General features: G+C 69.5%; 21 protein-coding genes and 1 riboswitch. Of the genes, 10 read left to right on the top strand and 11 right to left on the bottom strand.

Annotated features, from left to right (window positions below):
* The first annotated feature begins 61 nt into the window (after window positions 1-61).
* A complete protein-coding gene (locus FB560_RS00370) occupies window positions 62-970 on the top strand; it encodes a LysR family transcriptional regulator (protein WP_141870544.1) in 909 nt (302 codons plus the stop codon).
* A gap of 31 nt (window positions 971-1,001) precedes the next feature.
* Here FB560_RS00370 and rlmN read toward each other — a convergent pair whose 3' ends face one another.
* Entirely contained in the window at window positions 1,002-2,246 is a 1,245-nt protein-coding gene (gene rlmN / locus FB560_RS00365; RefSeq protein ID WP_141870543.1) for a 23S rRNA (adenine(2503)-C(2))-methyltransferase RlmN, read from the bottom strand.
* A 71-nt stretch (window positions 2,247-2,317) separates the two neighbouring features.
* Here rlmN and FB560_RS00360 point away from each other — a divergent pair, with 71 nt between their 5' ends.
* The 3 genes from FB560_RS00360 to FB560_RS00350 all read left to right on the top strand — a co-directional run bounded on the left by FB560_RS00360 (window position 2,318) and on the right by FB560_RS00350 (window position 8,198).
* The gene (locus FB560_RS00360) at window positions 2,318-2,875 is read left to right on the top strand and encodes a ribosomal protein L7/L12 (protein WP_141873047.1); all 558 of its coding nucleotides are present in this window, start codon (window positions 2,318-2,320) and stop codon (window positions 2,873-2,875) included.
* Window positions 2,876-3,091: 216 nt separating this feature from the next.
* Complete coding sequence (locus tag FB560_RS00355; RefSeq protein ID WP_170197994.1) at window positions 3,092-7,330, top strand: DUF4838 domain-containing protein; 4,239 nt, start codon at window positions 3,092-3,094, stop codon at window positions 7,328-7,330.
* A 130-nt stretch (window positions 7,331-7,460) separates the two neighbouring features.
* On the top strand, window positions 7,461-8,198 hold the full coding sequence (locus FB560_RS00350; protein ID WP_141870541.1) for an SDR family oxidoreductase: 738 nt from the start codon (window positions 7,461-7,463) through the stop codon (window positions 8,196-8,198).
* A 29-nt stretch (window positions 8,199-8,227) separates the two neighbouring features.
* On the opposite strand, the gene FB560_RS00345 is transcribed toward FB560_RS00350, so the two are convergent.
* The 5 genes from FB560_RS00345 to FB560_RS00325 all read right to left on the bottom strand — a co-directional run bounded on the left by FB560_RS00345 (window position 8,228) and on the right by FB560_RS00325 (window position 14,922).
* Window positions 8,228-9,781 carry a PucR family transcriptional regulator gene (locus tag FB560_RS00345; protein WP_229673357.1) on the bottom strand — a complete coding sequence of 518 codons (1,554 nt, stop codon included), beginning with the start codon at window positions 9,779-9,781 and terminating at the stop codon, window positions 8,228-8,230.
* Entirely contained in the window at window positions 9,778-10,836 is a 1,059-nt protein-coding gene (locus FB560_RS00340; RefSeq protein ID WP_141870539.1) for a DUF917 domain-containing protein, read from the bottom strand. The genes FB560_RS00345 and FB560_RS00340 overlap by 4 nt, the downstream gene beginning before the upstream one ends.
* A gap of 28 nt (window positions 10,837-10,864) precedes the next feature.
* Complete coding sequence (locus FB560_RS00335) at window positions 10,865-11,965, bottom strand: DUF917 domain-containing protein (protein ID WP_141870538.1); 1,101 nt, start codon at window positions 11,963-11,965, stop codon at window positions 10,865-10,867.
* Window positions 11,958-13,517, bottom strand: coding sequence for a hydantoinase/oxoprolinase N-terminal domain-containing protein (locus FB560_RS00330; protein WP_141870537.1), 1,560 nt, complete (start codon window positions 13,515-13,517; stop codon window positions 11,958-11,960). Before FB560_RS00330 ends, FB560_RS00335 begins: the two co-directional genes overlap by 8 nt.
* A gap of 64 nt (window positions 13,518-13,581) precedes the next feature.
* Window positions 13,582-14,922 (bottom strand): purine-cytosine permease family protein, encoded by a 1,341-nt coding sequence (locus FB560_RS00325; protein WP_141870536.1) that lies wholly within the window; start codon window positions 14,920-14,922, stop codon window positions 13,582-13,584.
* Window positions 14,923-15,135: 213 nt separating this feature from the next.
* Here FB560_RS00325 and FB560_RS00320 point away from each other — a divergent pair, with 213 nt between their 5' ends.
* The 3 genes from FB560_RS00320 to FB560_RS00310 all read left to right on the top strand — a co-directional run bounded on the left by FB560_RS00320 (window position 15,136) and on the right by FB560_RS00310 (window position 17,293).
* Window positions 15,136-15,774: a bifunctional 4-hydroxy-2-oxoglutarate aldolase/2-dehydro-3-deoxy-phosphogluconate aldolase gene (locus FB560_RS00320; protein WP_141870535.1), complete on the top strand. Its 639-nt coding sequence runs from the start codon at window positions 15,136-15,138 to the stop codon at window positions 15,772-15,774.
* 185 nt (window positions 15,775-15,959) lie between these two features.
* Window positions 15,960-16,547 carry an ankyrin repeat domain-containing protein gene (locus FB560_RS00315; RefSeq protein ID WP_229673355.1) on the top strand — a complete coding sequence of 196 codons (588 nt, stop codon included), beginning with the start codon at window positions 15,960-15,962 and terminating at the stop codon, window positions 16,545-16,547.
* Window positions 16,544-17,293 carry a sulfite exporter TauE/SafE family protein gene (locus FB560_RS00310; protein ID WP_141870534.1) on the top strand — a complete coding sequence of 250 codons (750 nt, stop codon included), beginning with the start codon at window positions 16,544-16,546 and terminating at the stop codon, window positions 17,291-17,293. The genes FB560_RS00315 and FB560_RS00310 overlap by 4 nt, the downstream gene beginning before the upstream one ends.
* 32 nt (window positions 17,294-17,325) lie before the next feature.
* On the opposite strand, the gene FB560_RS00305 is transcribed toward FB560_RS00310, so the two are convergent.
* Together FB560_RS00305 and FB560_RS00300 are read right to left on the bottom strand one after the other, a co-directional pair.
* Window positions 17,326-18,156, bottom strand: coding sequence for an SDR family oxidoreductase (locus FB560_RS00305; protein ID WP_141870533.1), 831 nt, complete (start codon window positions 18,154-18,156; stop codon window positions 17,326-17,328).
* 30 nt (window positions 18,157-18,186) lie between these two features.
* Window positions 18,187-18,945, bottom strand: coding sequence for an SDR family NAD(P)-dependent oxidoreductase (locus FB560_RS00300; protein WP_141870532.1), 759 nt, complete (start codon window positions 18,943-18,945; stop codon window positions 18,187-18,189).
* Between the two features lie 168 nt (window positions 18,946-19,113).
* Here FB560_RS00300 and FB560_RS00295 point away from each other — a divergent pair, with 168 nt between their 5' ends.
* Together FB560_RS00295 and FB560_RS00290 are read left to right on the top strand one after the other, a co-directional pair.
* A complete protein-coding gene (locus FB560_RS00295; protein WP_141870531.1) occupies window positions 19,114-19,839 on the top strand; it encodes an aminoglycoside 3'-phosphotransferase in 726 nt (241 codons plus the stop codon).
* Window positions 19,840-19,841: 2 nt separating this feature from the next.
* The gene (locus FB560_RS00290) at window positions 19,842-20,180 is read left to right on the top strand and encodes a CHY zinc finger protein (RefSeq protein WP_233444064.1); all 339 of its coding nucleotides are present in this window, start codon (window positions 19,842-19,844) and stop codon (window positions 20,178-20,180) included.
* 4 nt (window positions 20,181-20,184) lie between these two features.
* Here the strand turns inward: FB560_RS00290 and FB560_RS00285 are convergent, their stop codons facing one another.
* From FB560_RS00285 to FB560_RS00275, 3 genes are all read right to left on the bottom strand, one after another.
* Complete coding sequence (locus FB560_RS00285) at window positions 20,185-20,964, bottom strand: energy-coupling factor transporter transmembrane component T family protein (RefSeq protein WP_141870530.1); 780 nt, start codon at window positions 20,962-20,964, stop codon at window positions 20,185-20,187.
* A complete protein-coding gene (locus tag FB560_RS00280) occupies window positions 20,961-22,412 on the bottom strand; it encodes an ABC transporter ATP-binding protein (protein ID WP_141870529.1) in 1,452 nt (483 codons plus the stop codon). Before FB560_RS00280 ends, FB560_RS00285 begins: the two co-directional genes overlap by 4 nt.
* A 2-nt stretch (window positions 22,413-22,414) precedes the next feature.
* A complete protein-coding gene (locus FB560_RS00275; protein ID WP_141870528.1) occupies window positions 22,415-23,071 on the bottom strand; it encodes an ECF transporter S component in 657 nt (218 codons plus the stop codon).
* A riboswitch (TPP riboswitch) is annotated at window positions 23,062-23,173 on the bottom strand. It overlaps the preceding gene by 10 nt.
* An 82-nt stretch (window positions 23,174-23,255) precedes the next feature.
* Here FB560_RS00275 and FB560_RS00270 point away from each other — a divergent pair.
* Window positions 23,256-24,860 (top strand): D-alanyl-D-alanine carboxypeptidase family protein, encoded by a 1,605-nt coding sequence (locus tag FB560_RS00270; protein ID WP_141870527.1) that lies wholly within the window; start codon window positions 23,256-23,258, stop codon window positions 24,858-24,860.
* Window positions 24,861-24,972: the final 112 nt, after the last annotated feature.

Genomic DNA, 24,972 nt, shown 5'->3' with positions numbered 1-24,972 from the left:
GAGAGTAGTTCAGCTTCCGGCACAGGCACCAGGGCGCACGATATGCAAAACTGCAGATGTGATGGCGCATTTCCCCGCACCGCCCCTGAGCGCGGACGACCTGCTCGTGCTCCTCGCGGTCGCGCGCACCGGCCGCTACACGACCGCCGGGCAGCAGCTGGGACTCAACCACACCACGATCGCCCGACGCATCTCCGCGCTCGAGGCGCAGTTGGGTGGTCGGGTCGTCTCCCGCGCGGACGGCGGATGGGAGCTGACCCCGCTCGGCACCCGCGCCCTGACCGCGGCGGAAGACGTGGAGCGCGCGCTCGGCGGCCTCGACGCCCGCGACGATGCTCGGGTGGAAGGGCTCATCCGCCTCTCGGCGACCGACGGCTTCAGCGGCTTCGTCGCCGCCCCCGCGATGGCAGCACTGCAGGAACGGCATCCCGACGTCCGTCTCGAGATCGTCACCGCCACCCGGCAGGCCTCACAGCAGCGCGCCGGAGCAGATCTCGAAGTCGTGGTCGGCCGCCCGCAGGTACGGCGCGCTCGCGCCGTGCACCTGGCCGACTACGCACTGGGCCTGTATGCGAGCCGGGACTATCTGCGTCGGCACCCGGCGCCCGAGACGCTCGACGACCTCGCCGGCAAGCCGCTCGTGTACTTCATCGAGTCGATGCTGCACGTCGACTCCCTCGATGATGCGCGTCGCGCGGTGCCGGGGATGACGGATGCCGTCGCCAGCACCAACGTCTACGTGCACGTGGATGCGACGCGTGGCGGCGCAGGCTTCGGACTGCTGCCCGCGTTCCTCGCGGATCCCCACGACGACCTCGTGCGGCTGATGCCGGATCTCGTCGCGCAGCGCCTGCCGTACTGGCTGGTCGCGCGTCCGGAGGCGCTGCGTCAGCCCGCGGTCGCCGCATTCCTCGACGCGTTGCAGGAGCGCCTCGTCGCGGTACGCCCCCAGCTCCTCGGCGCGCGCTGAGCCGGGGAGCTGCGAGCTGCTAGCTGCGAGCTCAGGCCATGGCGGCGGAGGCGGCCTCGTCCTCGGTCGTCGCGACGAGCTGACCGCAGGCGCCGTCGATCTCCTTGCCGCGGGTGTCGCGGAGAGTCGTCGGGATGCCCGCGTCGTTGAGTCGACGCACGAACTCGTTCTGCGCCTCGCGCGTCGACGACGTCCAGATCGATCCGGGGGTCGGGTTCAGCGGGATCGGGTTCACGTGCACCCAGCCGCGACCGCGCTCGTTGAGCTTCTCGGCGAGCAGATCGGCGCGCCAGGCGTGATCGTTCATGTCCTTGATCAGCGCGTACTCGATCGAGACGCGACGACCGGTCTTCTCGTAGTAGTAGCGGGCGGCGTCGAGGGCCTCGTCGACCTTCCAGCGCGAGTTCACCGGGATGAGCTCGTCACGCAGGTGGTCGTCGGGGGCGTGCAGCGACAGCGCGAACGTGACGGGGATGCCCTCGTCCGCGAGCTTCTTGATCGCGGGAACCAGGCCGACGGTCGAGACCGTGATGCCGCGCGCGCTCATTCCCAGACCCTCGGGCTGCGGGGCGACCATGCAGCGCACCGCGTCCATGACGCGCTTGTAGTTGGCGAGCGGCTCACCCATCCCCATGAAGACGATGTTGGAGACGCGCTCCATGCTGTGGTCGTCGGACTTCTTGCCGCCGAGGCCGCCCTCGGCGATCAGCCGGTTCGCGCGCACGATCTGCTCGACGATCTCGGCGGTCGACATGTTGCGCGTCAGACCGGCCTGGCCGGTGGCGCAGAACGGGCAGTTCATGCCGCAGCCGGCCTGGCTCGACACGCACAGCGTGATGCGGCCGGGGTAGCGCATGAGCACGGACTCGACCAGGGCGCCGTCGTGGAGGCGCCACAGGAACTTGATCGTGTCGCCGCGATCGGTCTCGAGGCGCCGCACCTCGGTGAGCAGCGGCGGCAGCATCCCGGCGACGAGCTGCTCGCGGGTGTCGGCGGGGAGGTCGGTCATCTGCGCCGGGTCGGACGTGTAGTGACGGAAGTAGTGGGTCGACAGCTGCTTGGCGCGGAAGCCGGGCAGCCCGAGCTCCTTGACCTTCTCGACGCGCTCGTCGGGGGTGAGGTCGGCCAGGTGCACCGGCGGCTTGCCGCGCTTGGGGCTGGCGAACTGCAGGAGCGGACGACCCTCGGCATCCTTCTGCTGGGTCCATCCCTCCGTCTTCGGGCGCACCTGCGGCGTGGCGGGACCCGTGGAACGGATGCGAGTGGGCTCAGTCATACCTTCCAGGGTACGGGGTTCCGGATGGGAGAGCCCTGGGGCGGCGGGAGCCGCCTCCGTAGACTGACCGCATGGACATCGTCTGGGTCATCGGGACCGTCGTCGCACTGATCATCATCGTGATCATCCTGAACGCGGCGTTCAAGGGGATGCGCCCGAAGGCACCGGAGGCTCAGGTGTACACGCCGACCGCCGCGACGCCGCGCTCCGCCCCCGCGACCTCCGCGATGTCGACCGTCTCCGGCCTGACTCCCGCGGTGATCGCCGAGATCGATCGGCTGGTGGCGGCCGGGCACAAGATCAACGCCATCAAGGTACTGCGCGATCACTCCGCCCTCGGGTTGAAGGACGCGAAGGACCGCATCGACCACTGGTCGGTCAGCACCACCGCGCCGCACCTCGCCGCTGTCTCGAATGCCAATGCGGCGTACTCCTCGATCACTCCGGCGTCGGCCACCCCGTCGTCGGTGCGAGCGGCACTCCCGGCATCCGTCGTGGCGGACATCGACAGGCTGGTCGCCGGAAACCAGCAGATCGCGGCGATCAAGCTGGTCCGCGAGCACACGGGCCTGGGGCTGAAGGAATCGAAGAACGTGATCGACGCCTGGGGCCCGCACAGCATTCGCTGAGCCCCGCACCACCGCCGCCGTACATCAGACCGGGCCCGCGAGCACGGCGCCTCTGCCGCGCGCCGCAATGACCGAAATACCCGAAAAGCAGTTTTTGCTGGACAAACGTTTGCTATATGAGATAGCAAAGACCTAGCAATGCGCGGGTATTACGGTCTAAACCGTCCTCTCCGCGATCCGCAACGCAACGCGACTCATGTCGAGAGGACCGATTCCATGCGATTCCGAGCGTTTCTAGCACTGGCGGTAGGCGCTTCACTTCTGGCGGCGAGCATCCCCGCGGCAGCCGCCGCCGATGACCCCGGCATCCCCGTCATCGTCGACGGGACCGTCACGGCCGTCATCGTCGTACCGAATGATCCGGAGGATCGCGTCGACGCGGCCGCCGAATCGCTCGCCGCCCTGCTCGCCGAAGCGTCAGGGGGCGCTGCCCCCGAGATCATCCCGGTGTCGGCGCTGGGCGGCCCCACCCCGCCCGACCCGTCGCTGACACTCCTGATGGTGGGGATCCACCCCCACACCCAGTCGGTCATGGACGCCGAGTATGCGGGCCTGTCCGACGACGGCTGGGTGGTGCACGCGCACGCCCCCGGCACGTCATCCCCCGGCGTCATCGAGCTGGTCGCCCCGACCGAGGACGGCGTCTGGGCGGCGACCATGGCGTTCCTGGAACGGGAGGTGGGTGTCGCCTGGCTGATGCCCTGGGCCTTCGGCGACCACGTGCCCGCGGTGTCCGACCTCGAGGTCCCCGCCGTCAACCTCCGATTCGAGCCGGCCTTCAGCAAGGGCGAGCTCTACTCGATCCCGGAGAACCCGTGGATCGAGAGGATGGCGATGCAGCGCTCCTCCGACCCCGGCGACCGGTTCAGCCACAACATGTACCGCATCTTCACTCCCGGTCTCTACGCCGACACGCACCCCGAGTACTACCCCGTGGTCAACGGAGAGCGTCTCATCCCCGGGCGCAACGGGGTGCCGGGGCACTACCAGTGGAACCCGCGGTTCACGGCCGAGACGAAGCAGGTCGTCGTCGACTACATCGTCGACTACTTCGCGAGCCACCCGGATGCCGAATGGTTCTCGCTCGGAGTCAACGATGAGAACGGGTTCGATGACGAGTACACGCTGAACGCTCCGGTCAACTCGATCGGGGTGCCGAGCGTGTCCGATCCGTACTTCACCTGGGTCAACGACATCGTCGCGACGGTCACCGCGAACGGCACGCTCTATCAGGACAAGAAGTTCGGCGTGGTGGCGTACAGCGCGCTCCAGGACGCCCCCTCGTTCGACCTCGATCCGCAGGTCGTGCCGTTCCTGACCAAGGACGTCGGCATCTGGCTCGACACGGCGATCCGCGACAGCGACCGCGACTGGATCTCGGAGTGGAAGGATGCCGCCTCCGAGATCGGCATCTACGACTACACCTACGGCACGTACTACGCCATCCCGCGCTACTACCCGCATCTGATGCAGGACTCGTACGAGTACCTCGAGTCCATCGACGTGAAGTCGTACTTCGCGGAGTGGCAGCCCGGGTGGGGCGAAGGGCCGAAGGCCTACATCCAGGCGAAGCTGAGCCGCGATCCCTCCCTCGACGTCGATCAGCTGCTCGAATCATGGGCGACTCTGGCGGTCGGTGCGGCTGCCGCCGTGCCGCTCATCGAGTACTACGAGCACTGGGAGGACTTCTGGACCACGAGGGTCACCGACACCGAGTGGTGGGAGGCATCGAAACGCGGAATCTACCTGAACATCCACACGTCCTCGTACCTCGATGCCGTGACGCAGGCCGACATCGATCTGACCGAGTCGCTGATGGCGCAGGTCGACACCCTCGCCGTGACCGCCGATCAGCAGGCCAGGGCCGATGTGCTCACCCGCAGCGCCGAGATCTACGCGGCCTCCATGGCGAGCTATCCGAAGTCCACCGTCACGGTCGCCTCCGAACAGGAAGCCCTGGACTGGCTCGATGACCAAGGAGGTGTGGCGACCGCGATCGAGAAGGCGGCGCTGCGCAACCAGCTCCTCGACACCGAGCTGGCCCGCACGGACTCGGCGCTGTACGGCGACCCGCGCCTGTTCGGGTCCGGGAACAACTGGAACGGCGTGAACACGCACCTGCAGGCCCGGTTCGTCGAATACCTCGCCGCCTCGGAGCCCTCCGGCGGACCGGTGACGGAACGTCTGCGCGATCTCGCCAGTGCTCCCGCAGACACGCTGCTGCGCACCTTCGCCCGGGAGATCCTCGTGCGCAGCGTGCCGTCGGAGAACACGCTGGAGGATCCGTCGTTCGAGGCCCAGACCGGCACTCTCACCGGATCGGGGACCTGGTACACGCAGACCAATGCGTCCGGTGGCGACTTCGCCTCCTCGGAGGATGTCGCCCGCACCGGCACGAAGAGCGTGAAGGCGACGGACGTGGCGTTCAGCGCGGTCTCGCAGGTCCTGCCCGTCACGGCAGGAGAAGCGACGGCGATCGCCCACTACCGCACGCCGGCCGGCACGAACTCGACCGCGACGTTGTGGTTCAAGGTCGGACTGCTCGGCGCGAACGGTACGACGCTCGCCCTCAACCACGCGTACACCGACTCCCTGAACGCGTCGGCGGGGACCGGTGCATGGAAGGAGTCGCGGCTGCAGTTCGCCATCCCGGCAGAGGTCGGGGGCGTCGCGGTGACCGACATCCTGCTGCAGATGGAGGTGTACCAGCAGTCCGACGGCGTGCCGATCTATCTCGACGACTTCGGCTTCTCGCAGTCGACCCCGCTCGACACCACCGCGTTCGATACGGTGCGCGGCAGTTACACCCGCATCCTCGAGACGTCGCAGGCCGATCGCTACACGCCCGCGTCGCTCGCCGTCGCCCAGGACGCGTACGACGCGGTGATCGCCGCGATCCGCGGGTACGGGGTGACCACGCAGCCCGCACTCGATGCGCTCCTCGACGATGTCCGCGATGCGTTCGCCGCCCTCGTGATGCGTCCGTCGACCATCGAGAACCGACAGTGGCTGTCCGACGTCCCCTACGACCAGACCCGCTCCTGGTCGCCCGAGTCGGGGTCTCAGGCGGGCATCCATCTGGACCTCAACGCCGATGGCTTGCCGTATCTGGTCGAGGCGGACGGCGGCCCGGCGCCGTCCGCGAAGGCTGTCGGCGTCGCCGCCCCCTCGGAGCTGGTCTACGACCTGAGCGCGCTCGAGGTCGACACGTTCCAGGCGACTCCCGCCGTCGACGCGGGTGTCGACATCCCTCGACTGTTCGCGACGGACGTGAGCCTGCCGGCCCTGAGCTCGCGCTTCGCCGTGGATCAGACGGAGTTCGTCACCACGCACGGCGACGACGGGGTGGTGAGCTTCCAGCTCAGCACGAGGGACAGCGGATCCTCCTACCTCGGAGATGCGGATCTTCCGCCGGTCTACAGCCCGCTCCTGCGCATCGTGACGGGCGACGAACCCGTCAGGGAGGTCCGCGCGACCAGGAGCGTCGATGTGCGCGACTGGATGCCCGACACCAACCTCGACAACACGGATGTCGGACAGATGCAGCAGCTCGCCGGCGCCGGGAACGGCATCGCGAAGAGCTACCTGTCCTTCGACCTTCCTGCCGATATCGATCTGGCGGACGTGACCAAGGTCGAACTCGACATGTGGCTCGCCGGGTCGTTCGGAGTGTCGACCCTCACCGTGTCGGGGCTGACGGTCGACACCTGGGATGCCGGAACGATCACCTACAACAGCCAGCCGGTCGCCTACACCGCGGCGGAGGTCGACGGCTTCGCCCCGATCGAGTTCTCGATCTACGGCGACGACGAGCTGCTGGCGACCGGGACTGCCGGGCTCGGCGCGGTCCCGACCCCCCTGTCGGTCCCGCTCGACGACGTCGACGAGCTGCGGCTGGTCACCTCGATGAACGCCTCCCCCCTCGCGGCGCACGCCGTCTGGGCCGACGCTCAGCTGTACGACTTCGTGCTCGATCCGGATCCGCAGCCGACAGACGGCCCCACTCCGCAGCCGACAGACGGCCCCACTCCGGAGCCGACAGACGGACCCGCCCCGGAGCCGACGGACGGACCCGCGTGGGCGTCGATCGACGTGGGAGATGCCCGGGTGGAGGTCGGTGGAACACTCTCGGTCCACGTGAGCGGGCTCGAGGCGGGTCAGCAGATCCAGGCGACCGTGCACAGCGAACCGATGGAGGTGGCCGGCATCCCGCGGGCGAGTGCGAGCGGGGCCGTGTCGTTTCCCGTGCACATCCCCGCCGGGTTCGCGCCGGGTCCGCACACGCTCGAGATCACCGCGGCGGGCGAAGCTCCCCTCCGGATCGCGATCACGGTCGTCGCCGCCGGCCAGCTGGCGGTGACAGGCGGGCAGATGCCGCTGACGGTGCTCGTCCTGGCGCTCGGCGTCGTCGCGATCGGCTGCGCCCTCGCCCTGCGGCGTCGCCGTTCGTCCTGATCCCGTCCGTTTCGGGGCCCGTCGAGCACGACGCTCGGCGGGCCCCGATGGGCGCACTGCACCGCGTCGGCCTCGGGAGCATGCGCCCTGCACATAGTGCGCCTCCTCCGACCGCTCCTAGGCTGAGCGCATGACCTCGTACGATCCCTCCTCCCTGCTCGCCGACCGCACGATCGTGCTGATCGGAGGCGGATCCGGAATCGGTCTGGAGGTCGCACGGCGCGCGATCGCGCTCGGCGCCTCCGTCGTGCTGGGCGGACGGACAGCCGCGCGACTCGACGCCGCCGCGGCATCGCTCGGCGAGCGCGCGACCTGGGCCACCGTCGACACCGGGGACGAGGCATCCGTCGCCGCCTTCTTCGAGCGCATCCCGGCGGTCGACGCACTGTTCACGACCGCGGCGGACTACGTCGTCGGCTCGATGCGCGACCTCGACGCCGACCAGGCGTCTTCCCCCTTCGCGTCCAAATTCTGGGGCCAGTACCGGGTGGTCCGCGCCGCTCTGGACCGACTCACCCCCGACGCATCGATCGTGCTGATGTCGGGCGCCGCGAGCGTCCGGCCCCCGGCCGCAGCTCCTGCCTACGTGGCCGCGAATGCCGCGATCGAAGGACTCGCACGGGGCCTGGCGGTCGAGCTGGCTCCCGTACGGGTGAACGCGGTCTCCCCGGGAACGATCGACGGGAACCTCTGGGCCCACCGCGATGACGCGGTGCGGGAAGCCGCGTTCGCGCAGTTCAGCGCTGACACGGTGCTGCACCGCCCCGGCACCGAGCAGGAGGTCGCCGGCGCGGTGATCCACCTCTTCACGAACGGCTACACCACGGGCTCGACTCTCTACGTCGACGGCGGATACTCACTGCGCTGACGCCGCCCGGCCGGCGCCTGCCCTCTCGGTCAACCGTCGGTCGACGCCAGCACCGTGCGGCACGCGAGGTGCAGCGCCAGCCGCGTCTCGGCATCCTGCAGATCGACGGCGAGGATGCGCTGGATGCGCTGGATGCGCTCGGCGACCGTGTTGCGGTGGATACCGAGAACGGACGCGGTCTCGACGATCGACGACTCCGCGTCCAGATAGCTCGCGAGCGTCCGCAGCAGGTCGCCTGTCGTCTGCTCGCGCAGCGGTGCCAGAAGCTCGAGCGCGGCCGGTTGGAAGGTGTCCGTCTGGGTCCAGGCCAGCAGCAGCTGCGCGAGCCCGAGCCGGTCGACGTGGAGGAAGTGGCCGGACTGCGGGCGGGACCCCGCGAGGCGGGCAGCGTCGCCCGCCTCCGACAGTGAGGCGGTGATGCCTGACGGCCCGTGCAGCACCCGGCCGATGCCGACGTGCGTGGGGAAGTGCTCGTTCCACCGCAGTTGTGCGCGCCGCACCGCCTGCGCTGCCGCGGTCACCTCGGCGAGCGTGGGCTGCAGCTCGAAGGTCAGCCACGCCGCCCAGCCATCGCTCTGCTCGACCACATCGGCATCGAGCCCTTCGCCGCCGAGCGCCTCGACGATCTCGTAGCGCATGGCCACGATGTCGACGTCGGCGCGGGTGACCACGCGGATGCCGATGTGCCAGCCCTCCACACGCCAGCCCAGTTCGAGCGCACGTCTCAGGGTGCTGGCGGACGGCGCCTCGCCTGCCTCCGTCAGCTCGCCGATCAGAGCGGTCCGCCAGCGCGCCTCCCGCTCATCGATCACGCGCCGCACCGAGAGCCGATGACCGACCGCGAGCGCGATCGCGGGCAGCGCGAGCCGCACCGCGGCGACCTCGGATGCGGCGGCCGCGGGCAGCGACACCCGCAGCCACGACGGCGCGATGACGCCGGACTGCACCGGCACGGAGGCGAGCACACCATCGTCGATGTCCTCGATGAGCACACCGGAGAGCGACGCGCGGGCGTCGGTGGGGCGGGGCACCGACGCCGTGCCGTCGAGGGGGGCCAGCACGCGCCCGGCGGTGTCGACGTGGAGGATCGTGCGGCCGAGATGACGACCCGCCGCGTGCAGCACGTCGGCGACGTCGGGGCCGGCCTGCTGCACGGCCTCGATGAGAGCGGTCATCATGCGGATGAGGGCGTCGTCCCCGCCGGTGAGGCGATCCCGGAGAGCGAGAGACGTCGCCCACGGATTCGCGCAGGCCAGCAGCACCACGTCGAGCCGGTCGGCCAGCGCCCGCGTGGCCGCGGTCACCACGCTCGTGCGATGGAGGACGAGCACGGCGACTTGAGCGTCCGCGGCGCGGCGCAGGGCGGCATCGAAGCGCCAGTCCGTCTGCACGGTCTCGTCCAGGAGCACGACGACGTCGCTCGGGACCGAGGCGAGCATGCCGGCGAGCTCGGCGGCATGGGTCGCCCCGATCGTCGCCACCACCGGATCGGTCGCTCCGGCCACCCTCTCGACATCCGACAGCGACGGATGCTGCAGCACCGCGCTCAGCCGGAGTCCTCGCCGCTCTGCGGGAGCGATCACCAGGGCACCACCTCCTGCTCGAAGCCGAACGCGGCCGGCGAGATGTGCGCCGCCCTCACCGGGGTCTCGACCCACCATCCGGGCGCGGGAAGAGCGAGGATCGCGACGTCGAGCCCTGCTCGCACATCGTCCACCGCCACGATGCGTCGCTCGGGGATCGCGAGAAGAGTGATGATCGTCGGCGCCGTCGCCACCATCTCGCCGTCGCGCTGCGCCAGGATGAACTCGTTCTCCGCCTCGACGCGCAGGATCGATCCGGACGCGGAGTCGCGCACCGTGACCGTGGTGTGATCGAAGCCGCCGAGAGAGGCGCCGGTCTCCGAGTCCAGCACCCGTCCGGCGCCGAGGAGCCGTCCGCCCACCGCCGTCGCCATCTCGAGCGCCGAGGCGGAGGCCGGAGTCGCGGCGAGCGCTTCTCCGATCCGCAGCGCCCGCTCGAGCGTTCCCGTGACGACCCGATCCCGCAGACCTGCTGCCGTCTGGAACGGCAGCGCGAGGGCACCCCAGCCGCTCGTGCGGGCCACGAACTCCCGCAGGAGGCGCTCGACCTGTCCGGCATCCACCTGGTCGAGCACGATCACCTGACCGCCGGGACCCGTCACCGCGCAGGGCACGAGCGCGCTGCCCGCGGCGACCAGGCTCACGATGTCGAGCCGCGGCAGGGCGCGACCGGCGAGATCCGCATCGACGAGGGGCAGCCCCATCTCCACCGCGGGGACGATCGGGGTGAATCCGTTGACCCCGGCCATCTCGATCGACATGAGCGCCGTGGGATTCCGCCCCGTCCAGCGGCGCAGCGCATCGACGGCCTGACCGATCTCACCGCCTGACGGGAGCTTCTCGCGCAGGAGAGAGGTCGAGCCGATGAAGCCGATGGGGGCGACCAGGTCGTCGTCACCGAGGTCGTCGATGCCGATGGTCCGCAGGCCGCGTTCAGCGATCGCCGCACGCGCCGCCGGGGCGAGCAGACCGGGGTCTCCTCCCCCGCCGGAACCGAGCAGCAACAGCCCTGCGGCCAGCGCGCTCAGTCGATCGACTCCGAGGTCTCGGTTCACGTGCACACGCTACACCGGAGCCCCGCCGTCACCCGGCCGTCGCCGTCACGGGAGAACGCACGGGGTCGACGTCGTATCCGAAATAGCGAGGACCGACCAGGGCGATGCCGTCTTCGGTGTGCCACCGCTCGTCCGAAGGGCACGAGATCACCCGCACCCGCTGTCCATAGCGAAGCGTCTCGGTCGTGATCGGCTCACCGGTCTCGCTGTCGAGCACCATGATGAGGTCTGGTGTCGACACGATCGGTGTGCCGTTGCGTGTGGCGAGAAGGTGCTCGTTCTGGAATCCGAGCACGAGCTCGTGCCCCAGATCGGCATCGAGTCCCTCGATGCGCGCCTCGCCGCGCGCGAAGCCCGCCACGGTCCGGCGCGACACATCGACGACCTTGCCCGACAGCAGCTCGGCGCCTCCCAGTCGCTGCACGACCGCGGCCACGGGATCGGAGAGCGACGCCCGCGCATCCTCGACCAGCGATCCGAGCTCGTGACTGAGCGAGAGGGTGTGGGGGATGAACGATTCCCGCACCTGCGCACCGGTCATGGCGTAGTTGGAGACGATCATCGAACTCCCCATCTGCACCGCGACCGGACGCGTGAGCCGTTCCGCCCACGTGTTGTCGATGGTGTCGACCACACCCACGTTGCCCTTCTCATCGGCGAACGACATGGGCGTGCAGGAGATGCCGGAGAGCGTGGGCATGACCATCTGGATCTCGGGGAACGCCCGGCCCATCCCGTCGCCGTCGACCAGCGGGAGCCCGAGCTGAGCCGCCGCGACCATCGGGATCGTGGAGTTCGCCCCGCCGACCTCGATGCACGCGACGTGCGTGGGCGTCACGCCCAGGTAGCGGGCCAGGGCGAGGATCGCCGAGGACAGCTGGTCCACCGTCGGCACCTTCTCCACCATGACGGTCGGAGCACCCATCAGCGCGACCGGGAGCACGACCGCATCATCCGGCAGATCCTGCGGATCCACGAGGGGGATGGGGCCGTGCTGACGAATGGCCTCGGCGGCCAGCAGTCGGCCGATGTAGGGGTCGCCCCCTCCCCCGGTGCCGAGGATCGCGGCGCCGCGCGCGATCGCGGGCAGGACATCGGCGGTGATCGAGGAGAGTCGTCGTTCAGACATGCGTGGCCTTCCGGAGGTCGAGATCGCCCACAGCCTTCGCACGGATGCGGATGGCGTTGCCGGGCAGGTAGGGGATGGGGAGTTCGTCGAAGTCCACGATCGAGACGCTGGACGGGCGCGCTCCGGCCGCGACAGCGCGATCCACGGCCTCCTGACGGGCCTCGTCGAGGCGCGCTGCGCGGGTGGACTCGCTGACGCTGAACACGCGGTCGACCTCACCGCTGACCTGGGCGATGGCTGCGCCGACGGCGTTGGCGACCGCGAAGTTCTCGGGCCGGCGCACCGCTCCGAGTCCGGGCAGTTCCTCGGGCAGCAGGATGGAGCCGCCGCCGACCGCGACCACGGGCAGCGGTTCGACAGTGGTGCGCATCCGCTCGACGGCATCCGAGACACGCGCCACGATCGTTGCGAGGGCGTTGTCGACCAGGGAACGGTCGAGGTGCCTCACGAGCGCCCGATCACCGATGTCCGAGTATCCGGCGGCCACCGCGATGTCGGTCGTCGTCAGGGTGTCGCCGCCGAAGACCAGCGCGCGCCGGGTGAGCTCATAGCCGACCGAGTCGGGGCCGATGCTCAGGCCGTTGTCGCGGACGAGCGAACCACCGCCGATACCGATCGAGTACACGTCCGGCATGCGGAAGTTCGTGCGCACACCGGCGACCGAGATCTCCGCTGTCGCCTCGCGCGGGAAGCCCGCTGTCAGCACGCCGACGTCGCTGGTGGTCCCCCCGATGTCGACGACCGCACAGGTCTCGAGGCCCGAGAGCAGAGCGGCGCCGCGCATCGAGTTGGTCGGCCCCGAGGCGAATGTGGCCACGGGGTAGTTGCGAGCGAAGTCGACGCTCATGAGCGTGCCGTCGTTCTGGCTCAGGTAGAGCGGGGCGGCGATTCCGAGCGATCGCACCGCCCTCTCCAGGCCGGCGACGATGTGCGCCGCGAGCTCTCTCAGCGCGGCATTGATGATGGTCGCGTTCTCGCGCTCGAGAAGCCCGACCCGTCCGATCTCATGCGAGAGGGATATCGCGACATCGGGTCCCAGCTCCGCCGTGAGGATCTCCGCTGCACGCAGCTCGAACTCCGGATTGACCGGGGCGAAGACCGAGCTGATGGCGACCGACCGGAGTCCGCGCGCACGGATGTCAGCCGCATGCCGCTTGAGCTCGTCCTCATCGAGCGGCGCGATCACGCGTCCGTCGAATTCATGCCCGCCGTGCGCGAGGTAGCCGGTCCCCGAGACCGCCGTGATCAGAGGCTGTGGCCAGTCGACGAACGGCGGCAGCGAGGCGGTGGCCGGCAGCGCGAGACGAACGGCGGCGGTCGGCGTGAGGCCCTTGGCCTCGATGAGGGCGTTGATGAAATGAGTCGTCCCGATCATCACCCCCTCGATGTCACCGCGAGCGAAGGGGGCCAGGCGATCGAGGCCTTCGATGGCCGTGACGATGCCGCCCGTCACATCCTTGCTCGTCGCTTCCTTGATGCCGACGACCACCCGGTCGCCATCCATGAGGACCGCGTCCGTGTTGGTGCCGCCGACGTCGATGCCGATTCTCATCGTGATTCCTTACTTTGGGAGGACAGGGAGGGTGTGCCGGGCGATCCCGGCGGTCCGATCGGGATCAGGAGAGCGCACGGTCCGCCGAGCGGGGAGCCGTGATCGCCTGCTCTGTGGCCGCCGAGCCGTATCCGCGGATCCAGCCGAGCTTGCCGAGCACGACATAGAGCACGAACGCGGTGATGACGGCGTTGAGCGATCCCAGACCCCAGGTGACGAAGTAGCCGACGAGGGCCGAGACGATCCAGATGCCGATCGACACCGGGACCCACCGCGGAGCACGCGCCGGCAGGACACCGGCTTCCCTGGATTCGTCGAGATCGCGACGCCAGTTCTTCACCACGAAGTACTCGGCGATCATGATGCCGACGATCGGGGGGAACGCGACCCCGAGCACGATGAGGAAGTCGGTGAAGTAGCCCAGGATGCCGAATGCAGCGAGCACCGATCCGACGAGGCCGATCGCGATCGTCACGACCGCGCGGTTCACACGGCGTCCGAACACCGTGTCGATGAAGTTCACGACGCCGAGACCGGAGCTGTACAGGTTCCAGTCGTTGATCTTGAAGGTGCCCAGGACGATGACCAGCACCCCGACCCAGCCGACGGACGAGAGCAGGATCGCCGACACGTCGGCCGTCTTCACGGCATGGGCGAGCAGCACTCCGGAGAGTCCGACCAGGTATTCGCCGACCGTGATGCTCACGACGGTCTGCTTGACGACGTCGGCGGTCGACCGGTTGTAGCGGGTCATGTCCGGCGAGATGAGAGCGCCGACGATGAAGCTGCCTGCGATGATCGACGCCCCGGCGAGCAGGGACAGAGGCGGACCGGGTGCCGGCTGCGTCACCAGTTCGCCGATGTCGTGCCGCTGCAGCTCGGTGATGACCGCCCAGCCGACCAGGATCAGGAAGAGCGGCACGGCGATGTTCGCCACCCACTGCATGCCGTGGAACCCGAGGCTCACGATCGCCGTGATGAGGAAGCCGAAGAGCAGCCCCCACGTCCACTCCGGCAGCCACGGCATGATCGCGTGCAGACCGGATGCCGACACCGCGGACTGGATGCCGAACCAGCCGATCAGGCTGACGCCGATGGCCAGACCGATCAGCGCGGAGCCTGCGTGCCCGAAGCCGGTCCATCGGGACAGGAGCGAGGTGTTCAGCCCCTCGCGCTGCCCGATCACGCCGGTGAAGATGCACACCACCTCGAGGATCACCGCGCCGATCGTGATCGCGAGCATCGCGTCCCAGAACGGCATCGAGAAGCCGAGCGTCGCGGCGACGACGAAGGAGCTGAGCGCCGAGAGCTGACCGAGACGCTGGGTCGCGATCGCGAACCACGAGACGCGTGCGGATGCCGGGACGCGGGAGAGCGAGTAGTCGTCGACGGAAGAAGTAGCCATGGTGCCTCCTCGGGAGAGAGTTGCGAAGCCTGCTTTCTGCGACCATAGACAGCACGTGAACGGAGCACTACGTGCGAAGTGTCGTTTCCGATGCGTGAAACGGTGCACTCTGCACGCTCCGCTCTGGGCGCTCCCCTGATGACTCCCTGCACCAACTTGTAATTACAACCTGGTGCAGGGGAGAATGGGAACCATCCGACCCTGAGGAGCTCCATGTCTGATCGTCTCGACCGCGCCCGCACCACCGGCATCCTCGCGGTGCTCCGCGCCCCCTCCGCCGAGCTCGCGCTCGAGGCATCAGAGGCGATCATCCGCGGCGGGGTCACCGGCATCGAGGTCACCTTCTCGACCCCCGACGCCCCGGCCGTGATCCGTGAGCTCATCGCGCGACACGGCGACGCGGCATACATCGGCGCCGGCACCGTGACCACGCCGGAGCAGGCCGCCCTCGCCGCCGACGCCGGAGCCGAGTTCCTGGTGAGCCCCGGCACCCTTCCCGCGCTGACGCGTTCCATGATCGACACCGGTCGCATCGTGATGACCGGAGCCATGACCCCGACCGAGGTCATGGGCGCACTCGAACTCGGCGTCGACGTCGTGAAGATCTTCCCCGCCTCCCTCGGCGGCCCCTCCTACCTCGGCGCGCTGCGCGGGCCGTTCCCCGATGCACCCCTCATGCCGACCGGCGGCGTGAGCCCCGACAATCTCGCCGCCTGGTTCGCGGCCGGTGCCGTCGCCGTGGGCGCGGGCGGAGACCTGGCGAACGGCGCCTCGATCAAGGCCTCCGACTGGGCCGACATCGAGCAGCGCGCGGCTCGCTTCGCCGCCGCCCTCGCCACCACGCGCGCCTGACCCGCACCGGCGGGGGGCGGGGCGGGTGCGCAACCCATCCACACTCCAGCTTCATTTGGTATACCAGAGTGGTGACATGGAGACGGATACCGGCTACGCTCGCCCTCGCGGCGGCGGTGCTTCTCGCGATGTCCGCCTGCGCCGCCCCCGCCGAACCGCCCCCGTCATCGCCCGAGGAGACCACCGTGTCGACACCCAGCCGCCAGCTTCTCGATGCGGCCGCCGCCGGTGACGCCGCCGCCGTGGGCGCGGCCCTCCGCGACGGCGCGGACATCGAATCACGCGGAGCGGGCGGGATGACGGCGCTCGTCATCGCGACCAAGGCCGACCATGTCGAGGCGGCGCGGGCCCTGATCGAGGCCGGAGCCGACGTGAATGCGAAGGACGACATCCAGGACTCCGCCTACCTCTACGCCGGCGCCCGCGGTCACGACGAGATCCTGCGCCTCACGCTCGACGCCGGCGCAGACCTCACGAGCACCAACCGCTTCGGCGGCACCGCGCTGATCCCGGCATCCGAGCGCGGGCTGCTCTCGACCGTCCAGATCCTGCTCGATGCCGGTGTCGACCCGAACCACATCAACAACCTGCGCTGGACGGCGCTGCATGAGGCGATCGTGCTGGGCGACGGCTCTCCGGTCTACGCCGAGATCGTGCGCGCCCTCATCGACGGGGGCGCCGACATCACCATCCGCGACGGAGACGGGGTGCTCCCCCGGGAACTCGCCGCGGCCCGCGGGTACGACGACATCGTCCTCGAGCTCGACAGGTGATCGCGCTCGACCCCTGGGCCTGGGCGGCGCTCGCTCTCGCCGCGGTGACGATCGGCATCTCCAAGACCGCACTGCCCGGCGGCAGCATCCTCGCGATCGCGCTGTTCGCGACCGTGCTGCCCGCGCGCACCTCCACGGCCGCGATGCTGCTGCTCCTGATCGTCGGCGACGTGTTCGCTCTCATCACCTACCGACGCCATGCGCACTGGCCGACGCTGCTGCGACTCGCCCCGGCCGTGATCGCCGGCCTGCTCGCGGGCTTCGCTTTCCTCGCGCTGGCGGGCGACGGCATCGTCCGTCGCGCGATCGGCGTGATCCTGCTGCTGATGATCGCGGTCACGCTGTGGCGGCGGTGGCGGCAGAACCGTACGGAGGCCGCACTTCCCACACCGGGAGGCCTCGTGCTCTCCGGCGTCTACGGCACCCTCGGCGGCTTCACGACCATGGTCGCGAACGCCGGAGGCCCTGTCATGTCGATGTACTTCCTCGCGACCCGCACCCCGGTGCAGGTGTTCCTGGGAACCTCTGCCTGGTTCTTCGCGATCATCAACCTGATCAAGGTGCCGTTCCTCGCCGGCCTCGGGCTCTTCGAAGGGCACGTCCTGCTGATGGACGCGGTGCTCGCTCCGCTCGTCGTGGTCGGCGCGCTCGCCGGCATCCGCCTGGCACGCCGCATGGACCAGCGCCTGTTCGACCGCATCGTGATCGCGCTGACCATCATGGGCGCGCTCTACCTGCTGTTCTGAGCACTCGCCCCTCATCGACGGGGTGCGCGCGCTCAGTCCAGGAAGATGTCGGGGAACAGCGCGCTGTCCGGGGTGCCGGGGATCGCGGCGTAGCCCGAGAAGTCGGTGACCCCGTCGGCCTCGAGCACGTCTTCCACGATCAGCGTCTGCCCGGTGTACTCGCGAGCCGGCTTGAGCAGCACCGCGTAGGCGGCATCCGCGTAGATGTCGGGTGTGCGGCTCGCCGCCATGACCTTGTCCCCGCCGAGCAGGTTCTGCACCGCCGCGGTCGCGATCGTCGTGCGCGGCCACAGCGTGTTCGCCGCGATGCCGTCGCGCGCGAACTCCGCCGCGAGGCCGAGCGTGGCCAGCGTCATGCCGAACTTCGCGAGCGTGTAGCCGGTGTGCGCACCGAGCCATTTCGGACTGGGGTTGAGCGGCGGCGAGAGCGACAGGATGTGCGGGTTCTCGGCATCCTTGAGGATCGGCACGGCAGCCCGCGACAGCATGAACGTGCCGCGTACGTTGACGTCCTGCATCAGGTCGTACTTCTTCGCTCCGAGGTCGAGCGAGCGGGACAGGTCGATCACGCTGGCGTTGTTGATGACGATGTCGATGCCGCCGAACTCACCCTGTGTCTTCAGGACCGCTTCGGTGATGTCGTCGCCATCGCGCACATCGCCCACGATCGGCAGCGCCTGTCCTCCCGCGGCACGGATCTGCTCCGCCGCGGTATGGATCGTGCCCTCGAGCTTCGGATGCGGGGTGTCGGTCTTCGCGAGCATCGCGATGTTGGCGCCGTCGGCCGCGGCGCGCAGCGCGATCGCGAGACCGATGCCGCGGCTTCCGCCCGACATCAGGATGGTCTTGCCTGCCAGAGTCATGGTTCTCCTTGCGTGCGGGTGGATGCCGGTTTACTTCGGCGCCATGCGGATGGCACCGTCGAGACGGATCGTCTCTCCGTTGAGGTAGCCGTTCTCGACGATGTGCTGCACCAGCGCGGCATATTCGTCGGGGCGCCCGAGCCGCGAGGGGTGCGGCACCTGCTGGCCGAGCGAATCCTGCGCCGCCTGCGGCAGGCCCATCAGCATCGGGGTCTCCATGATGCCGGGGGCGATCGTGCAGACGCGGATGCCGTAGCGGGCGAGCTCGCGCGCGACGGGGATGGTCATCGCGTGGACGCCGCCCTTGGAGGCCGCGTACGCCGGCTGACCGATCTGGCCGTCGAAGGCCGCGACGCTGGCGGTGTTCACGATCACGCCGCGGTCACCGTCGATCAGCTCGTTCTTCGCGATCACGGCGGATGCCTGCGAGAGCACGTTGAACGTGCCGACCAGGTTGATGCGCACGACGCGCTCGAAGTCGGCGAGCACCGCGGGGTTGCCCTCGCGATCGAGCACCTTCGCCGGCGGGGCGATGCCGGCGCAGTTCACGACGATGCGCAGCGGTGCGGCGGCCTGCGCGGTGGCGACGGCGGACTGCACCTCGTCGACGCTGGTGACGTCGGCGGGCACGAACACTCCCCCGAGCTCGTCGGCGATCGCGGCGCCCTGCGAGGAGGGAAGGTCGATGATCGTGACATGGCCTCCGGCCGCGACGATCCGTCGGGCGGTGGCGAGCCCGAGCCCCGAAGCTCCTCCGGTGATGAGCGCGCCCTGACCGCTGATCTGCATCGTGTTCTCCCTTGAACGTCGTCGTGCGACTCACTGCGATGAAACGCAGTGTCAGCATACGTGAGTCTTGGTCTCGATTCACGTCGGCACTGCGTTGCAGACGAGCCTACGACACCGCCTCGTCGAGAACGCGGGAGGGACGTGTGCGACGTGCGGCAGGATGGCCTGATGAGCATCCCCTCCGACGACATCGCCGTGCCGGATCGCGTGCGCGAGCTCGCCATCGGCGCCGCCCTGACACCGGTCTGGCTGAACGGCATCGGCGGACTCACGTTCCGCACCGACGACGGACGCTACATCAAGTGGGGCCCGCGGGACCTCGAAGCCTCCCTGCGCGACGAGGCCGAACGGATGCGCTGGGCGCGCCACTGGATCACGGCACCCGAGGTGCTCGCGCAGGGGCAGGACGACACCCACGAGTGGCTCGTGACCGTCGCGCTCGATGCGCGCAGCGCGGTCGATCCGCGCTGGGTCGAGGAACCCGAGCTCTCGGTCCGTGCCGTCGGCGAAGGACTGCGCACCCTGCACGATGCGCTCCCGGTCGACGACTGCCCATGGGAGTGGAGCGTCGCGGAGCGGCTGGCCAACGCGGCAGCGCGCGACGTCGACGTGCCCGCGGAGCTGCGGGACGCTCCGTCGATCGATCGACTGGTCGTCTGCCACGGCGACGCCTGCATGCCGAACACGCTGCTCGACGACGCCGGTCGCCCTGTCGGGTTCGTCGATCTCGCCGCCCTCGGCACCGCGGACCGCTGGGCCGACATCGCGGTCGCCTCGATGAGCACTGCCTGGAACTTCGGACCGGGCTGGGAGGACACGCTGATCGAGGCGTACGGCATCGAACCCGACCGCGAACGGCTCGCCTACTACCGCCGCCTCTGGAACGAGAGCTGACTGTGACGTCTCCCGAACGGCCGCGGGTGCTCGGCCCCGTCGTCGACGACATGACCAGTTGCGTGCACTACCAGGGCGCGACCGACATCGTCGCGATCCGCTTCGCCTGCTGCGGCGAGTACTATCCGTGCCACCTCTGCCACGAGGAGACGGCGGGACATCCTGCGCAGCAGTGGGCGACGGATCAGCACGACAGGGAGGCGATCCTCTGCGGGGCCTGCGGGCACGAGCTCACGATCACCGAGTACTTCGCCGCCACGGCATGCCCTCAATGTGCGGCACTCTTCAACGAAGGATGCGAACTGCACCGCGAGCACTACTTCCAGCTCGGCCCGGGCTAGCCAACTAACTCCAGACGAAGCGGAAGGTGCCGGCCACGACCGCAGCCGTGAGAGCGAGCGCCATGATCGCGATGCCCCCGAGCAGGGCGACCGCGTCGCGGGGATGCAGTCGCGAGGGTCGCGACCAGGTGCGCGGGATGCCGGAGCCGAAGCCGCGCGCCTCCATCGCCAGCGCCAGCTTGGAGCCGCGGCGCACCGCGAACACGAGCAGCACGAACGCCATCGAGAAGAACCGGCGCAGCACGCCGCGATCGCCCACGCCGCGGGCGCGGCGAGCCAGGCTCATGGTGCGCCAGTCGTCGAGGAACAGTCCCAGCATCCGGGTGCCCGCCAGGATGCCGAGCACGAAGCGGCTCGGCAGCTTCGCGACCTGGGCGAGAGCATCGGCGAGCTGCGTGGGATCGGTCCCGCCGAACAGGAGGATCGTGGGCAGACCGAGCGCGATCACGCGCAGGCTGACCGCGATCGCCAGCGTGATCGAGTCGTCGCTGATCGTCGCGAAACCGAACGTGAAGTAGATGTGGCCGGCGGGCTCGGCGTACAGCAGCATGCTCACGCCGGCGATCGGCGCGAAGATCACGATCGGCAGCAGCCGTTTCAGCACCGTGCGCAGGCGCAGCCCGGTCAGCGGGAGGCACAGCAGCTGCAGCCCGATCGCGGCCAGGGCGCTCGTGACGTCGATCGACGCGAACAGCGGCACCGACAGCAGCACCGCGAGCAGCAGCTTCGTCACGGGATTGACGCCGTCGAGCCACACCGTGCGCGCCGTCTCGGTCGTGGTCATGAGGCCGCCGCCAGCTCGATGCGGTGTCCGCCCAGATGCCGGATCACCGCGTCGTCGTGCGTGACCGCGACGATCGATCGACCGCGGGCGATCTCCTCCTGCAGGAGGGCGACGAGCGAGATCCATCCGCGCCGGTCCTGCCCGAAGGTCGGCTCGTCGAGCACGATCACCTCCGGCGCCCCCGCGAGCACCGTCGCCACGGACAAGCGCCGCTTCTGACCGCCCGAGAGCGTGAACGGGTTGGCGAGGGCGAGGGGAGCGAGCCCCAATCGTTCCAGCAGCTCGTCGACGACGGTGTCGGTGCGCGCCTGATCCCAGCCGAGGGCGCGCGGACCGACCGCGAGTTCGTCCCGCAGCGTCTGCGCCAGGAACTGATGCTCCGGTTCCTGGAACACCATGCCGATACGGGTGAGCAGTTCGCGCGACGTCCAGCGGATCGGACGCACTCCGCGACGTCCCGCGAGTTCGGGGGCGGCACGCACCTCCCCCGCCTGCTCGGGGATGAGCCCGGCGAGCGTCAGGGCCAGCGTGGACTTTCCCGCACCGTTGGGGCCCGTGATGACCGTCGCGTTGGCCCGCGGCACGCGCAGATCGAGCCCCGACTGCACCACCACGCGTGGCTCGCGCGCGACCGCGAGGCCGGACGCTGTAAGGGCATCGGATGCCGCCACCGCCTCGAGCACGGGCAGATCGATGCCGCGGTCGGGTACCCAGACCCCGGCGTCCGCGAGCGCGGCGCCATGCTCGGCGAACACCCGCTCGGGAGCGCCATCCGCGAGCAGCCCACCGTCGGCGGCGAGCACGATGACCCGCGTCATCAGGTCGACCCAGATGGGAGTGCGGTGCTCCACCACGATCAGCGTCGCGCCGCTCGCGGTGACGGCGCGCTCCACGCTCGCCCGCACCTCGCGCACGCCCTCCGGATCGAGGTTCGCGGTCGGTTCGTCGAGCAGCAGGAGTCCCGGTCGCATCGCCAGGACGCCGGCGAGCACGAGTCTCTGCTTCTGGCCGCCCGAGAGCGCCTTGGTGGGTCGCTGCAACGGCACGTCGAGCCCGACGGCCTCCAGCGCCTCCGCCACTCGGCCCGGGATGTCGGATGCCGGAACACCGAGGTTCTCGCATCCGAACGCCACGTCGTCTCCGACCTTCGAGAGCACGATCCCGGCATCCGGGTCCTGCAGCACCAGGCCGACCTGACCGCGTCGGGACTCGGGGGCGGCACCATCGACGCGGAGCGAGCCCGTGCGCTCGCCTTCGTCATCATCGCCGAGCACACCTGCGAGCCCGGCGAGCAGCGTCGACTTGCCCGCACCGGAGGCACCGAGCAGCAGCACCCGCTCGCCGGGCTCGATCGTGAAGGTCACATCGGCGACCGCCGGCCGCTTCCGCCCGGCGTACCGCCAGCCCCAGCCCGCAGCCTGCACGCGGGCCGGGGCGGCGAAGGTCACGCTCAGACCTCGCGCACGTGCTCTCGCCCGGCGGCGAAGCGGCTGAGGGCGCCGGTGACCGCGAGGGCGCGCACGAGCAGCCAGCCGACGACACCGGCCAGGATCGCTCCCGACACGACGACGCTCACCAGGTAGATCGTGTTGAACTCGATCGACTTCAGGATGTTCGGCGAGCTGCCGTAGAACAGCTCGAACACCCACGCCGCGACGGCAGCACCGACACCGGCGAGAGCGGCCACGGCGATCCCGAACCGACGGTAGAAGAACAGGGCGAAGATGATCTCCGCACCCAGCCCCTGCACCAACCCGGAGAGGATGGTGGAGATCCCCCAGACGTTGCCGATCAGCATCGACACGATCGCGGCGACGAGCTCGACGACCAGGGCGGCGCCGGGCTTGCGGATCACGAGACCACCCACGACACCGCCGAGAAGCCAGATGCCGACGGCGATCCCGCCGAGGCCGGGGGTCAAGGCGTCGGCCGCCCCGAACCAGGCGTAACCGATCGTGTTCCAGCCCCAGAACACGAGGCCGATCGCGACGCCGAGAACCGCGGCGACGACGATGTCGACGACGCGCCAGCGCCAGACCGGGGCGCGATGAAGATCCTTCGAAGCGGCGGACGCCTGCTGCGCGGATGCGGACGTGGACGTACTCATCTGAACTCCTCCCTGCGCTGGCATGACCCAGATCAGGTTCGACGGTCGAAGCGCGATTCGCTCCCTCTCAGCCCGGCTCGCCGGACTCCCGTGGTTGTGTTCCCGATCTTACCCAGTCGCGGCGCCACCATGTCTCCCGGTTGCGTGAACGCGAATCGGTCGATGAATTCGGTAACTTAGGCAAGTGACCGCTTCTGACCCTGCCGAGGCCACCGCCGCAGCTGCCCCCGGCGACGCCGTCATCGGCGACGCTGCGCCGACGGTCACGCCCGATCCCGGCGAGCCGGAGTCGAGCGACGGTCCCGACGAGTACGAGACGGTGGTCGCTCCGGAGCCGCTCGAGGAAGACTCCCCCGCCGAGGCCGAGCCCGACCTCATCGACGTCGAGTCCGACGCCACCGACGCTCTCACGCCCGGTACGGCACAATGGGCCGACGAGGCGGCTCCCGCCACTGCTCTGACCTGGGTCGAAGCCGAGACCATCGCAGGCAACTCTCCGGCTCCCTCCTTCGACCAGGCCTCGGACGCCGACCCGGGGGTGGCGCTGATGCGCGGCGCGAAGCTCCGTCCGGCGATCGCGCGCCCCGGCCTGCTGGTACCACTCGGTGTCCTGGCGGGTCTCGTCGCGACCTACGTCGGAGGCACGCTGCTGTGGCCACTGCACGAGGTCGCCCCCACCGTGGAATCCGTGGAGTTCGCCACCGTGCCCGCCCCGGCCGCTGTGGCGACCTGGCCGGCACAGGGCAGCGCAGCCGTCGGCATCGAGGGCATGACGACGTCCACTTCGATCCCGGACGCCGTGAGCATCGCCAGCATCACGAAGGTGGTGAGCACTCTGATGGTGCTCGACCGCATGCCGCTCGCTCTCGGCGAGCAGGGCCCGGAGTTCTCCTTCACGTACCGCGACAGCCTCGACTACTGGTCGTACCGGCGGTCCGACCAGTCAGCGCTCGACGTGCCGGTCGGCGGAGTGCTGACCGAGTACCAGCTCCTCCAGGGGACGCTGCTGGGATCGGCGAACAACTACATCGACCGTCTCGCCTCCGAGATCTGGGGGTCCGACCGGGAGTTCGCCGAAGCGGCAGCGATCTGGTTGCGCGACCGCGGACTGTCCGGCATCACCGTCGTCACGCCGTCAGGGTTCGACGAGCGCAACGTCTCCACGCCGGCGTCTCTCGTCGCCCTGGGCGAGTACGCGATGAAGAATCCGGTCTTCGCGCAGATCGTCGGCACCAAGTCGGTGGACCTCCCGGGCGCGGGCACCGTCGAGAACACGAATGGGATGCTCGCCGACCCGGGCGTGGTCGGGATCAAGACCGGAACTCTGGTCGGCTGGAATCTGCTCACCGCCAAGGACGTCACTGTCGGCGACACGACGGTGCATCTCTTCGCCGCCGTGCTCAACCAGGACGACAACGAGCAGCGTCTCGCCGCGACACGGGCTCTGTTCGCCGAGGCTGAGGCCGCACTGCAGGCACAGGAGCCCGCGGTCCCGGAGGGCACGGTCGTCGGGGAGGTCCGCACGGTATGGGGCGAGAAGATCGACGTGATCGCCGATGCCGACGCCGACGTCATCCTCTGGAACGGCGCTGTGGCGCAGGCCACCCCCGCCTTCACGCTGAGCTCGGAGACGGATGCCGGAGAGCGGATCGGAACCCTCACCACGGCCGGACCGCTCAACACCACCACGACGCCGCTGGTGCTCGCCGATGACATCGAGGGCCCGAGTCCCTGGTGGCGCCTGACCCACCCGCTCGACCTGCTCGGCCTCGACTCCGCTCAGGACTAGCTCGACTCCGCTCAGGACCAGCTGACTCCGCTCAGGACAGGCAGACAGCGAGAGGCCCCACCTCGGAAGATCCGGGGTGGGGCCTCTGCGTCTGGCGTGCGTTCACACACGC

The organism is Microbacterium saperdae (genome assembly GCF_006716345.1).
GTDB lineage: Bacteria > Actinomycetota > Actinomycetes > Actinomycetales > Microbacteriaceae > Microbacterium > Microbacterium saperdae.
Note: the sequence above shows the minus strand (reverse complement) of the source record. Positions and strands in the feature narration are given on the sequence as shown.

Coding starts and splice junctions, on each gene's coding strand:
- FB560_RS00350 (WP_141870541.1), top strand. CDS start 7,461: ATGACCTCGTACGATCCCTCCTCCCTGCTCGCCGACCGCACGATCGTG.
- FB560_RS00370 (WP_141870544.1), top strand. CDS start 62: ATGGCGCATTTCCCCGCACCGCCCCTGAGCGCGGACGACCTGCTCGTG.
- FB560_RS00285 (WP_141870530.1), bottom strand. CDS start 20,964: ATGACCACGACCGAGACGGCGCGCACGGTGTGGCTCGACGGCGTCAAT.
- rlmN (WP_141870543.1), bottom strand. CDS start 2,246: ATGACTGAGCCCACTCGCATCCGTTCCACGGGTCCCGCCACGCCGCAG.
- FB560_RS00275 (WP_141870528.1), bottom strand. CDS start 23,071: ATGAGTACGTCCACGTCCGCATCCGCGCAGCAGGCGTCCGCCGCTTCG.
- FB560_RS00355 (WP_170197994.1), top strand. CDS start 3,092: ATGCGATTCCGAGCGTTTCTAGCACTGGCGGTAGGCGCTTCACTTCTG.
- FB560_RS00330 (WP_141870537.1), bottom strand. CDS start 13,517: ATGAGAATCGGCATCGACGTCGGCGGCACCAACACGGACGCGGTCCTC.
- FB560_RS00360 (WP_141873047.1), top strand. CDS start 2,318: ATGGACATCGTCTGGGTCATCGGGACCGTCGTCGCACTGATCATCATC.
- FB560_RS00335 (WP_141870538.1), bottom strand. CDS start 11,965: ATGTCTGAACGACGACTCTCCTCGATCACCGCCGATGTCCTGCCCGCG.
- FB560_RS00305 (WP_141870533.1), bottom strand. CDS start 18,156: ATGACTCTGGCAGGCAAGACCATCCTGATGTCGGGCGGAAGCCGCGGC.
- FB560_RS00325 (WP_141870536.1), bottom strand. CDS start 14,922: ATGGCTACTTCTTCCGTCGACGACTACTCGCTCTCCCGCGTCCCGGCA.
- FB560_RS00295 (WP_141870531.1), top strand. CDS start 19,114: ATGAGCATCCCCTCCGACGACATCGCCGTGCCGGATCGCGTGCGCGAG.
- FB560_RS00320 (WP_141870535.1), top strand. CDS start 15,136: ATGTCTGATCGTCTCGACCGCGCCCGCACCACCGGCATCCTCGCGGTG.
- FB560_RS00300 (WP_141870532.1), bottom strand. CDS start 18,945: ATGCAGATCAGCGGTCAGGGCGCGCTCATCACCGGAGGAGCTTCGGGG.